The 11,984-nt window shown below is 45.2% G+C and carries 10 protein-coding genes; 4 read left to right on the top strand and 6 right to left on the bottom strand.

Going from position 1 to position 11,984, the window contains the following annotated elements; all coding sequences use genetic code 11:
* Positions 1-614 precede the first annotated feature (614 nt).
* On the top strand, positions 615-2,051 hold the full coding sequence (locus tag F0251_RS15950; RefSeq protein WP_061031254.1) for a glyceraldehyde-3-phosphate dehydrogenase: 1,437 nt from the start codon (positions 615-617) through the stop codon (positions 2,049-2,051).
* 179 nt (positions 2,052-2,230) lie between these two features.
* Here the strand turns inward: F0251_RS15950 and F0251_RS15945 are convergent, their stop codons facing one another.
* On the bottom strand, positions 2,231-3,286 hold the full coding sequence (locus tag F0251_RS15945; protein WP_171731340.1) for a hybrid-cluster NAD(P)-dependent oxidoreductase: 1,056 nt from the start codon (positions 3,284-3,286) through the stop codon (positions 2,231-2,233).
* Positions 3,287-3,387: 101 nt separating this feature from the next.
* Positions 3,388-5,049 carry a hydroxylamine reductase gene (gene hcp, locus F0251_RS15940; protein ID WP_061031256.1) on the bottom strand — a complete coding sequence of 554 codons (1,662 nt, stop codon included), beginning with the start codon at positions 5,047-5,049 and terminating at the stop codon, positions 3,388-3,390.
* A gap of 273 nt (positions 5,050-5,322) precedes the next feature.
* Here hcp and F0251_RS15935 point away from each other — a divergent pair, with 273 nt between their 5' ends.
* Positions 5,323-5,553, top strand: coding sequence for a hypothetical protein (locus F0251_RS15935; protein ID WP_017630489.1), 231 nt, complete (start codon positions 5,323-5,325; stop codon positions 5,551-5,553).
* Positions 5,554-5,600: 47 nt separating this feature from the next.
* Positions 5,601-6,764, top strand: a complete 1,164-nt coding sequence (locus F0251_RS15930) for a carboxylesterase (protein ID WP_116870897.1) — start codon at positions 5,601-5,603, stop codon at positions 6,762-6,764.
* Positions 6,765-6,857: 93 nt separating this feature from the next.
* On the opposite strand, the gene F0251_RS15925 is transcribed toward F0251_RS15930, so the two are convergent.
* The 3 genes from F0251_RS15925 to F0251_RS15915 form a co-directional block, all read right to left on the bottom strand.
* Positions 6,858-7,472, bottom strand: a complete 615-nt coding sequence (locus tag F0251_RS15925) for a LysE family translocator (RefSeq protein ID WP_102424705.1) — start codon at positions 7,470-7,472, stop codon at positions 6,858-6,860.
* A gap of 113 nt (positions 7,473-7,585) precedes the next feature.
* The gene (locus tag F0251_RS15920) at positions 7,586-8,506 is read right to left on the bottom strand and encodes a LysR family transcriptional regulator (RefSeq protein WP_171731339.1); all 921 of its coding nucleotides are present in this window, start codon (positions 8,504-8,506) and stop codon (positions 7,586-7,588) included.
* Entirely contained in the window at positions 8,500-8,961 is a 462-nt protein-coding gene (locus tag F0251_RS15915; RefSeq protein WP_171731338.1) for an Lrp/AsnC family transcriptional regulator, read from the bottom strand. The genes F0251_RS15920 and F0251_RS15915 overlap by 7 nt, the downstream gene beginning before the upstream one ends.
* A gap of 238 nt (positions 8,962-9,199) precedes the next feature.
* Here F0251_RS15915 and yjeH point away from each other — a divergent pair, with 238 nt between their 5' ends.
* Positions 9,200-10,465 carry an L-methionine/branched-chain amino acid transporter gene (gene yjeH, locus F0251_RS15910; RefSeq protein WP_105057977.1) on the top strand — a complete coding sequence of 422 codons (1,266 nt, stop codon included), beginning with the start codon at positions 9,200-9,202 and terminating at the stop codon, positions 10,463-10,465.
* A gap of 15 nt (positions 10,466-10,480) precedes the next feature.
* On the opposite strand, the gene F0251_RS15905 is transcribed toward yjeH, so the two are convergent.
* A complete protein-coding gene (locus F0251_RS15905; RefSeq protein ID WP_116870901.1) occupies positions 10,481-11,941 on the bottom strand; it encodes a PLP-dependent aminotransferase family protein in 1,461 nt (486 codons plus the stop codon).
* Positions 11,942-11,984: the final 43 nt, after the last annotated feature.

The raw sequence follows: 11,984 nt of genomic DNA, 5'->3' as shown, positions 1-11,984 counted from the left end.
AGCTAAAACCAGCTAAATCGAGTTATTATCACTCGCATAACAAGTCCATGGAACTGGGCAGTCCACATCAAAAGTCAGTCAGTAACCGCCCAAGAGACCAACGAACTCAAAAATTCCGTTAAATTTGTGAGATCCAATCGTTTGCGTTCTGCGTTTTTTTCACTCAATCATGTCTTATTCAAAAGTCGAACAACAAAAACGGCGAATTAGCTCATCTATTGTTTACCAATCACGTGTAAGTTAAGCCCTTAATCACACTTTTAATGTTAACTATGACTTTCATTACATATGATATTTTGATTTGAGTGTTTTTTAGGGAAAATTAAGTGCTACAGATTATTAAAGTCAATAGCCATTCCATACGCGAAAAACTTGATTTATGGCTAATATCACGCCAGTTGATAGAGAATTTATCTGCATTTATTTTTCCTAGCAGAATAACCAGTCGTACCTTACAATCCTGCCACATAAAAATTACAAGTTACAAACAACGCATATCAAGCATATTTAAGTGGCATTAAAGACCACCGCCTGATAGCTCAACCCCTATGCTGATTGGCTTCCCTACAACTGCCATGACTGCAGAAACTTAACGTGAAAGGTCCCGAGTAAAGATGAGTCCCGAAAAGCACCTCCTAGACTGGCAAACTAGTCAAACTATTGCTGAATCCATCGCTCCAACTTTAGGTCAGTTATACCGTCAAAAAGGCGTAGAAGTTATCCTCTTCGGTAAGACCTTAGTTAACGCAACAACGATCGACATCATCAAAGCTCACCGCATCGCAAAACGCTACACTGGTTCACCGCTAACCGCAGAACAAACTCAACCAATTATCCAACATCTTCTATCAATGCGCCTTTCTCCATGCCGCGTTGATGTTGGTCGTCTAGCAGCTAAGTACTGGGAAAACCACGAAGATCTCAGCGCGATGGATGATTTCCTTCAAACGGCTCTAATGGGTTCATTAGAAGGCGAAGCGATGTCTACGCCACGCGACGTTGTGTTATACGGCTTCGGTCGTATCGGTCGTCTACTCACTCGTATTCTTGTAGAGAAAAGCGGTCCTGGTTACCCACTTCGTTTACGTGCAATCGTGGTTCGTGGCGGTAAAGATGGTGATTTAGAGAAACGCGCAAGCCTGCTACGTCGTGACTCAGTTCATGGCCAGTTCAACGGTAGCATCGTGGTAGACCAAGAGCGTAAAGCGATCATTGTTAACGGTAACTTCATCCAAGTTATCTACGCAAACAAGCCTGAAGACGTAGATTACACCGCTTACGGCATTGATAACGCACTGGTTGTTGATAACACAGGTGTGTGGCGTGACGCGGAAGGCCTAAGCCAACACGTAGCGTGTAACGGTGCAAGCAAAGTACTGCTTACTGCACCTGGCAAAGGCGACATTAAAAACGTTGTGTTTGGTGTGAATGAAGATGTGATTCAACCTGAAGACACGATCATTTCTGCAGCAAGCTGTACAACGAATGCGATTACACCTGTGCTGAAAGCCGTTCACGATAAGTTTGGTGTTCTATCTGGGCACATCGAAACAGTTCACTCATTCACCAATGACCAAAACCTAATTGATAACTTCCACTCAGGTGATCGTCGTGGTCGTGCTGCTTCATTGAACATGGTACTGACATCAACTGGTGCTGCAAAAGCAGTATCAAAAGCAATGCCAGAGATGGAAGGTAAGCTAACAGGTAATGCGATTCGTGTCCCTACGCCGAATGTTTCAATGGCAGTAGCAAACCTAAATCTTGAGAAAGGTACTAACAAAGACGAGCTAAACGCGTACCTACGCGAAATGGCGCTGTCTTCTGCCCTATCCGCTCAAATTGATTACACCGATTCAACTGAGATTGTATCTACTGACTTGGTTGGCTCTCGCCATCCTGGCGTCGTTGACGGTGTTGCAACTATCGCGCAAGACAACCGCGCTGTTCTTTACATCTGGTACGACAACGAGTTTGGCTACAGCTGCCAAGTTGTTCACTGTATGGAACAGATGATGGGTGTTCGCTACAAGACTTACCCAGCGGTTTAATATCTCTGAGTAAAACAAGCTCCACAACATAATAACTATATCTGCGAAGCCTGTTTCAGGCTTCGCAACCCCTTTTGTTTTACTCCCCCGTATAAACAGAAGGGTTGCCACTTAGATCTGCTCTCTCTAACGGATCTGAGTGGCCTTTTTATATCAAAAGTTCTGATACACCATCTCTTCTAAAGCTCTACCTCGACATCCGACTGAATCGAGCTTGAACATGCCAGTACATAACCTTGCTCTACCTCCTCTGCTGTCAGAGTTTCTTGGCTGCTTGATTCCACCGAACCTTTGGTCACTTTGCATTTGCAAGAGCCACAAATACCGCTACGACACGCGATAATAATTGGCACACCCGCTTGCTCTAGTGAATCAGCAAGTGGCGTACCCACTTCTGCTTCCACTTCTTTGCCAAACGTTGGGACAAATACTTTAACTGCACTGTTCTCATTGTCAGCGACTTCAGTTTGAGGCTCTTCTGAATGAGCGTTCTGAGTAGCCGGTGTAAAGCTTTCCTGATAGAAGTTATCCATGTTGAACTCAAGTTCTTTTAGATAGCTTTCTATGTCTTGCATGAAACCAACTGGGCCACACAGATAGACGGTGCGCTCTAAAATATCATGGCTTAGACTGACCAGCCAATTCTTATCCAATCGACCTTGAGGAGCCGTGGTGCCTTGATTGTCTTTGAGTAATAGCTTGAGATTAAAATTAGAGTGAGTTTCATCAAGTTGGTGAAGCTCTTCAAAATAAATCGTCTCTCGCTTATTACGCGCCATATGGATGAAGTCAATCTCAACGCCGCTATCTTGACTCAGCCAATACTTCACCATCGCCATAACAGGCGTGATGCCACAACCTGCACTGACTAACGTTACCTTCTTGCTCTCAGTCGGCATGCAATCAATACAGTTAAAGCCACCAGCAGGTTTTAAAACAGCAACCTCATCGCCTTCATCAAGCTCATCGACAATAAAGTTAGACACCAAGCCACCTTCAACACGTTTAACCGTAAGCTTTAAGCGATTGTCCTCTGGACAAGAAGCCACCGAGTAAGCGCGATAATCGGTTTTTGTCGGCATATCCAAGCCCAACGTGATGAACTGGCCTGGCTTAAAATTGAAATGTAGGTCTTGTGGAATACTGCCAAGCTCGAAGCTGACCGTATCTGGCGTCTCGTGCCATTTCTTTAAGCATACTAAATTGATTGAATCGCTATCCGACCATGCATACATAGTTCACACACCTTACTGATACTAAAGAATTAAATCTAAAAAGCCCCGAAGCTGCACGTTCGAAGAGAACAGCAACAACGAGGCTTGGGAGTGGGCTTACATTAAGCCGCTAAGATTGTTTTAAGATCTTGCTCTGGCGTTGAGATAGCACGCATGTCGAACTCATCTTGAATAATCTTAAGTAGGTTTTCTGTTAGGAATGCTGGCGCTGTTGGGCCTGTGTAAATGCCTTTCACACCCAGCGCAAACAAAGTAAGCAGAATAACAATCGCTTTTTGCTCAAACCAAGACAGGACAAGCGTTAGTGGTAGTTCGTTAATGCCACAGTCAAACTCTTGAGACAGTGCAAGCGCAAGCTGAATCGCTGAGTACGCATCGTTACATTGACCCACATCTAACAGACGAGGAATGCCATTGATGTCACCAAACTGGTTTTTGTTGAAACGGAACTTACCACACGCCAAAGTTAGGATAACTGAGTCTTCTGGGGCTTGAGCAGTGAAGTCTGTGTAGTAGCTGCGCTCAGATTTGTCACCGTCACAACCGCCCACAAGGAAGAAGTGTTTGATGTTGCCTTCTTTCACTTGTTCAACAACCGCAGGTGCTGCTTCCATCAGTGCATTACGACCAAAGCCGACAGTGATCATTTGCTCGATCTCGTCATGCTTGAAGCCTTCTTGTGCAAGTGCACAATCGATTACTGCACTGAAATCGTCGCCTTCAAGGTGAGCAACACCTGGCCAGCCAACAATGCTACGTGTAAACAGACGGTCAGCATACGCCCCCACATCTGGGTTAAGCAGACAGTTAGACGTCATCACAATCGCACCAGGGAAGTTCGCGAACTCTTTCTGCTGGTTCTGCCAAGCGCTACCGTAGTTACCTGCAAGATGTGGGTACTTGTTCAATTCAGGGTAACCGTGTGCAGGAAGCATCTCACCGTTAGTGTAAACGTTGATGCCTTTGCCTTCGGTTTGCTGAAGGATCTTTTCTAGATCGTGAAGGTCGTGACCAGAGACAAGGATACAATGACCTTTCTTAGTCTTAACATTCACCGTTGTAGGCTGCGGGTGACCAAAGGTATCTGTCTCCCCCTTGTCCAACATTTCCATTACTTTGTAGTTCATCAAGCCGATCTGCATTGATGTATCCAATAGCTGTTTTAAGTCGGTTGGATCTGTACCTAGGAAAGCCATGATCTCATGATATTCAGCAAAGATAGCATTGTCTGTTTGACCAAGAACGCGAGCGTGTTCCATGTATGCTGCTGCACCTTTTAAGCCATATAGGCAAAGAAGACGAAGACCAATCACATCTTCGTGTTGAGAGTCGTGACCACGGTTAACCGCAGCTTGTGGTGCAAGCGCCAATAGCTCTGAAGAGTCCGTTGGAAGATCGAATTGCGCGGCAGGAGAAAGCGCTGGAATTTCGAAACCAATTAACGTCGCGGCTGCACGAACTTTCTGTTCTAAACGCTGTTTGAATTCGTGAGATTGCTGTGCAAATTCGATGATACGCGCAGGGTCGAAGTTCACGTTAGTGAGTGTTGCGAAGAACGCTTTTGGCGCCCACTCATCGATTTCAGTATCAATAACATCGCAAGTGCGACCTAAGTTTGCCCAAAAAGAAACACCTTGAAGAGAATACACCAACACATCTTGAAGGTCGGATACTTCCGATGTTTTTCCACACATACCTTGTGCGAAAGAACAGCCTTTTACAGTGGGTGTTTGAATAGTTTGTTCACATTGAATACAGAACATATAGGGGCTCCAGTAATTTTTATTAGCTGTAAGTACTTGGCTTACAGTGACTTATTCCAAGCCCTATAGAGCATCAACTGTGCCAACTTTTAAATCATTGATTTTAAATAACTTATCTATATTCCATATTTTTAGTGCGTGTTTATGACTACATTTACACACCCAAAGTCAACACACCCGTGTCATAGTGACTCTCGGTAATTATTTAACGGCGTTCATGTTTCGTTCAGAATAGAAGCGATAAAGTAACAACATAGAAAAAGAGGAATGAATATGAAAAATATCTTAGTTACGATTGTTGCGCTGTTTACTGGCCTTTTAGCGCTATTCACAAGCTTGATCCTTGCTATTCCTTTAGCTATTGCAGCTTTAATTACTGGCAAGCGCATTCAAAATCAAATGAAGAAACAAGGCTTCGCAGCTCATATGAACACTCGTCAGTCATCAACCAGTGATGCAGGTGTGATTGAAGGTGAATACGAAGACCTTTCAAACAGAAAATAGTCTAAGCTTTTGCTTCAAGACAACAACGATAGAGACTACACCAAACAATGCACAGAAAGACCATTCTAACTCTGCTCGCTATTACGACTTTAGGTCTCGTTGGCTGCTCTAACGAGACCACAACTCCAGCTTACGAAGCTTCACCAAACCTACCTGAATATCAACAAGAAAGCTTCGATGCCTATGTGACCGAAACACAAGACTGGCTATTAAAAAACCGTGTGTTCATCACCGAAGACAAGCAACTAGAGGTCCAACTTAATTCACCCACCGAGTACCAACCTACCTCACCAAATGGTAAAGCGGTTTTGTTGGTTCATGGATTAGGCGACTCGCCGTATTCATTTAGAGACATTGCAGAACATTTAGCCGATCAAGGTTACTTGGTCAGAACCGTGTTGCTTCCCGGTCACGGTAGTCGCGCCGGTGATTTGATGCAACCACACCTCGAAGACTGGCAAGGCGTTGTAGCTCATCATACTAAGTTGCTTGAGCAAGAGTACGATTCAGTGTGGCTTGGGGGTTACTCTACCGGAGCGAACCTTGTAACGTCACAAGCCATGAAAGATCCAAAGATCGAGGGGCTACTTCTTTTTTCACCGGCGTTTCAACCCAATTCATCGGCCGTACAATACGCTGAGCTAGCGAGCTATTTTGTGACTTGGGCAGACCAAGATCCTGAAGACAACATACTGCGTTATAACTCACTACCAATGAACGGAGCATCGGTATACTACGAGACCTCAGAAGTGGTTCGTGCAGATTTAGAAGCTCAGCAATTCGACAAGCCAGTGTTCATTATGATGAGTGAAGGCGACAGTGTGATAGACACTAGCTTTGTTCAGCAGGCGTTTACTGAGTCTATGCCAAACCCAAATAATGTGTTGGTGTGGCAAGGGGAAACTAAGCTCGATGACCCTCGCGCCGTTCAATACAGCATGAAGATCCCAGAGCAACGTATCTCGAACGGCTCACACATGGGTTTACTATTCTCGCCAAGTAACCCGTATTACGGCATCAATGGCAGCGAGAAAATTTGCTCGAATGGACAAGAAGAGGGCTTCGAGGAGAAGTGCAACGCAAACAGCGAAGTATGGTACTCAGCATGGGGGTACCGTGAAGAAGGTAAGAATCACGCTCGTTTAACATATAACCCTTACTTTTCCGACTCGATGGCCAAACTAGATTCAGTGCTAAACTCGGCAGGTTAGCGGGGCCAACGCATAAAACCTAAAAAGCTCACTAGCGATTCGCTGTGAGCTTTTTTAGTACATCTCTTTTTATTGCGAGTCGGTTGTCTAACGCTATATGGTCCACACCACGCGCACGGCAAGCAAAATCAAAACAATACCTGAAAGTCGATCAATCAGCTGCGCTTTTGAACGGATTCGTTCGACAATGAGAGGGCTAGATAGCACCAAGGTAATGAAGGTGTACCAAAGACCATCAACAATCAGCGGAGTCGAGACAATAATCACTTGGTTAGTCAGCTCATTACCGAGCGCGACAAATTGGCTAAACAGAGCGATAAAGAACAGTGCAATCTTAGGGCTCAAGATAGAGATCAAGAAAGCTTCACGAGCAGACTGCATGTAACTCATCTGCTCACCAGCTTCTAATTTCGCAGCCACTCCACCTTTCGAACGCAGGGCATTTACCCCTAAGTACAACAGATAAGCTGCACCCGCCAAGCTAATACCTTTAAATAATGTTGGAGATTGCTCCAATACCACCGCCAAGCCTACGATGGTTGCGAACGCATAAATACCAATACCTGCAGCGTGTGACCAAGCAGCGATAAGCCCATTAATACGACCACCAGCTAAGCTGTGTTTAGCGATCATTGCTAAACTTGGCCCCGGAGACATTGCTCCTAGTAGGCAAATCGCCAATAAAGAAAACCAAATTGTTACCGTCATCATTCCATTCCTAGTCAAACCATGCGTTCTTGTTGAACGCTCTACCATTGATAGTTAGCATAATTATCACTTGGTATTATTTGAAATCAAAGATAATCATCATAGCCATGACTTCAAATCATACTGATATTGTAACTCGACTTTTGCATTGCCTGGAACGCCTTTTCTCGAGCCCATTTATGTGCAGAGTCGTTGTCATACTTCGGGTGCCACATTAACCAATAGGTGTGCATTTCGGTTTCGAACGGCAATGGGAAGTACTTAACCTCAAGATGCCTACCTAGGTTATAGGCAATATGCTCAGGTACGATCATCAAATAATCGTCTTGCATTAACACATTACTTGCCGATGAAAAGAACGGAACCTTAAATGCAACTCTGCGTTTTAACCCTTGCTTTTTCAATGCAATATCGGCGTAGCTGTCTTTATCTCCTCCCCCGGTAACCTTGATATGAGAGTAGTGGACAATATCTTCGGAACTTAACACCTCGTGCTGAGCCAATGGGTGTGACTTGCGCATTAAACACACCGATTTGTCCTCTCCAAGCTTGATACTCGATACATGTTCCGGCTTTTTAGGAAACATGCTAGAAGCCAAGTGGATTCCTGATTCATTGAGTGATTCAAAGTAGTTTGGCTGCCACAAACGGTAGGCCAAATTGATATTCGGCGCATCTGCTGATACCTCGGCAACAATCACAGGCAAAATATACTGAGCAACATAATCACTCGAAGACAATACAAACTCCCCCTGCCACTCTTGCGGTTCAAATGGTTTGTCATCTAGCAAGTGGTCAAACTCACCGAGTAGGTCATCGAGTTTCTCTTTAAGCAAAATAGCTCGATTGGTTGGCACCAGCTTATTGCCATCACGCACTAACAAAGGATCACCACATAAATCTCGTAGCTGGCTAAGTTGGCGGCTCACCGCGGATTGCGTGATATGCAGACGTTGGGCGGCGCGGCTCACATGACACTCTTCAAGAAGGACATGCAGTGAGCGCAGTAGGTTTAAGTTGATATTGCCTAACATGAATGTACCGTCGTACTCAGCTTATTAAAAAACTCGGTCAACACGGTATGAGTCATTAAATGGCGAAGCTCTGGATAGCTTTGCAACTGATCGCGAACTTGATTTAGACGTTCCATACTCTCGACCTCAACGTACAGCATCATATCGGTCTCTCCACTAATTGAGTGGCACCATTGCACACCGTCAATACCATGAATTTGGTTCGCGTAAGACTCGCAACTATGGTCACTGCTCGACAGGTCGAACTTCAACGAAATATAAGCGCATACGTTCTTAATTTGGTTGGGCTCATCAACCAAAGCGCAGTATCCTTTGATGACTTTGTCACTTTCCAACTTCTTAATTCTCGCATTCACCGCCGAACGAGAGAGGCTCACTTCTCTCGCAATATCGCTCACTGAGCAACGAGCATTGGTTTTTAGGATATCCAAAATTTGGCGATCAAATTTATCCATGCTTTTGATTCTTCCCATTTATTGTTCTATTTATCACGCCTAATTTGACACAACTTTTGAACTTATAACAGTCGCTGTTTACGACAGCCGACACTTTGACACTTAATCCAACAAATACCGTTAAAATGGCGGCGGCTTACGACGTTTCGCTAGCTGTATTATTGATGACGACAATGTATGCTTTCATTCACACTCTTTTCCATTCCCAAATAAAAATCGTCACAAGCTAGGAGAGCGAATGACCCAGCTAAAACAAGAAATCACGCTAATGTCCGGCATCGGACAACTTTCAACGACCTTGCTTGGTACTGGACTATTTATGATTCCCGCTATCGCGGCAGGTATTGCAGGTCAGATATCACTGTTAGCCTGGTTAATCCTGTTTATCGCCATTTGCCCTATTGCTCTTACTTTCGCCGCGCTGGGTAAACGCTACCCGAACGCGGGAGGCACCGCCTATTTTGTTCGCCAAGCGTTTAGTGAAAGATTGGAAACGAGTGTCGCTTGGTTGTTTGTGAGTGTAGTACCCGTGGGTATTCCAGCAGCTATCGCATTGGCTGGCGGCTTTGCCCAACAGTTATTACCAGCACCGCTCGACACACCACTCGGAGCTCAGTTCTTTACCGTAGCGCTACTGATTGCGGTCAATCTTATGGGCAGTAAATCTTCCGGCCGCCTACAAACCGTGATTGCCCTGTCAATCTTTGCCTTAGTTAGTGCTTTCGTTTGGAAGGCTGAGATCACTGTAACCGATATAGCGGTACCTAGCCTATCCTCTGACTCCATGTGGTCTATTGGCGCCGCACTGGCAGTGATGTTTTGGTGTTTTGTCGGAATCGAAGCTTTTGCTCATATGGGGGAGGAATTCAAAAACCCTCAAAGAGATTTCCCTATTGCTATCGTAGTGGGTTGTTTCGTTGCTGGCTTAGTGTATTGGGCTTGTTCAGTGGTGATCCTCAAGCTAGGTGCGTATGGCTCTGCGGAATTTGACGCCGCATCAATCCCATGGGTAACTGAACAACTGTTTGGGAATGGATTTAAAGCTGTTATCAGTGTGCTTGGTTTCTTTGCCTGTTTCGCTAGCCTGAATCTATACACACAAAGCTTGTCACGAATGATCTGGGCTCAGGCTCGTCAACATCGACCTGATGGCAAAATGGCCCAGCTCAATAGCCGCGGAGTGCCACTCTACCCAACGCTAGCAATCGGCGTTATCGCACTGATTTCATGTGTGATTGGCGAGCTTTCCGATCTAGATCTTGAGTTCTTTCTAAAGCTCGCTAACGGTATTTTTGTTCTGGTTTATCTACTTGCAATGCTAGCCGCTTGCCGACTTCTGAATGGTGCTTCTAGATACACAGCGATGCTTTCATTGGTTATCTGCACTGTCGTATTTATCTGCCTAAGTTGGTCAATGCTCTATGCTGTGACGATTTTTGTGACATTGTCACTTCCTTGGCAAAGGTGGTTCGGTAAAGCCACCGTTTCTATCGACAAGTTATAAGTACTATCGACACCTTTATTGATAAAAAAGCCGAGCGATCGCTTTGATCTTCGGCTTTATTTCTGCCAAACGAATATTCCCAAAACCCAATAACGCTCCACTCCAATCACGCTCAACGCTAGAGCCATATTCGTAAAAAGAAAATGGTCGAACAATAATATTGTCGAGTTCAGCTCTTTGGCTCCATTCATGTTCAGAAATGCCACCACTCCATTTGACGGTCACATGCAGTCCCGCCGCTTGACTTATCACCTCAAGGTCGCCGTTAAACTCACTTTCAATAGCATCGATCATCGCTTCGTACTTGAGTTTGTACGAACGACGCATCTTCCTGATATGTCGTAATAAATCACCTTCACGAACAAAATCAGCCAGTGCTTCTTGGGTGTGGCTTGCGGTATCTCCACTGAGCGCATCTTTAATCTCGAGACACTTAGCAACCAAGTGTTCTGGAACCACCAAATAACCCAAGCGAAGGCCATTGAACATCACCTTACTTAGTGAGCCGACATAGATAATACGATCATCCAAGCCAAGCTTGCCCGCTAGCCCTTGCATACTGGTATATGGACGGTGAGCGAACTGAAACTCGCTGTCATAGTCATCCTCTATGATCCAAGATTGGTTTTGGTTCGCCCAATCAATCAGCTTAAGGCGCTGCTCAGTATTAAGCGTAGTCCCCATCGGGTATTGATTACTCGGAGTGACGTACAAAGCCTTGGCTTTACTGGAGAGGACTTTATCGATATCAAGCCCAACCTTTTCTCGCACCGCCACACCGTCTAATTTGAGCTTTAACAGATCAACGATTTTATGGACTTGTCGATACCCAGGTTCTTCCATCAATAGTTCATCCCCCATCATCAACGTAGCCATCAAACCAATGGAAATCGCTTGTTGCGCCCCCGCCGTGATAATAATTCGATCAGCGTGACAGCGAACTGAACGACTGCTCGCGAGATAGCCACTGAGCGCATCTCGTAAAGCCACACTCCCTTGGACGTCTTGGTTGCCTGCAATGTTTTGACGCGTTGAATGTCGCTGCAGTAGCCTTTGCCATTTCGCAAAAGGGAAAGCATTGAGATCAGGCACTCCGGGGGCAAAGCCACTATTGATATCATGCGTTGTCGCTATGGTTCTAGGTGCTACCGAAGCCTGTGCAGTCACCTGACTCGTCTTTTGAGCAAGGTTAGGTTGAGACGAGTTCAAGAAATGTTCGGGCTGTTCGACCGACACATAAAAGCCAGATCCCTTACGACTTTCGATATAGCCCTCCGTGACTAACTGCTCATACGCGTAGATCACCGTATTTCGGCTCACCGATAACTCAACAGCCAACTTGCGCGTTGAAGGTAACTTGCTGCCTTTACTCCATAAATCTTGAACGATCTTCTCTCTGATCGCATGGAATAAAGCGGTTTGACGCGTGTCATGTTGCTCACTAAGTTGTAGGTCACCGACATCGATAGGCTGCATAACTGGATCCAAGTAGTGTTTAAAAGTGGCTCTATTTAATAGA

It is taken from the genome of Vibrio sp. 070316B (assembly GCF_013114115.1).
GTDB classification, from domain to species: Bacteria; Pseudomonadota; Gammaproteobacteria; order Enterobacterales; family Vibrionaceae; genus Vibrio; species Vibrio chagasii_B.
This window is presented reverse-complemented; position numbering and strand designations above follow the sequence as displayed.

Bases quoted from the DNA above. Each gene is read 5' to 3' on its own strand.
- F0251_RS15950 (WP_061031254.1), top strand. From the start codon at position 615: ATGAGTCCCGAAAAGCACCTCCTAGACTGGCAAACTAGTCAAACTATT.
- F0251_RS15945 (WP_171731340.1), bottom strand. From the start codon at position 3,286: ATGTATGCATGGTCGGATAGCGATTCAATCAATTTAGTATGCTTAAAG.
- hcp (WP_061031256.1), bottom strand. From the start codon at position 5,049: ATGTTCTGTATTCAATGTGAACAAACTATTCAAACACCCACTGTAAAA.
- F0251_RS15935 (WP_017630489.1), top strand. From the start codon at position 5,323: ATGAAAAATATCTTAGTTACGATTGTTGCGCTGTTTACTGGCCTTTTA.
- F0251_RS15930 (WP_116870897.1), top strand. From the start codon at position 5,601: ATGCACAGAAAGACCATTCTAACTCTGCTCGCTATTACGACTTTAGGT.
- F0251_RS15925 (WP_102424705.1), bottom strand. From the start codon at position 7,472: ATGACGGTAACAATTTGGTTTTCTTTATTGGCGATTTGCCTACTAGGA.
- F0251_RS15920 (WP_171731339.1), bottom strand. From the start codon at position 8,506: ATGTTAGGCAATATCAACTTAAACCTACTGCGCTCACTGCATGTCCTT.
- F0251_RS15915 (WP_171731338.1), bottom strand. From the start codon at position 8,961: ATGGATAAATTTGATCGCCAAATTTTGGATATCCTAAAAACCAATGCT.
- yjeH (WP_105057977.1), top strand. From the start codon at position 9,200: ATGACCCAGCTAAAACAAGAAATCACGCTAATGTCCGGCATCGGACAA.
- F0251_RS15905 (WP_116870901.1), bottom strand. From the start codon at position 11,941: ATGCAGCCTATCGATGTCGGTGACCTACAACTTAGTGAGCAACATGAC.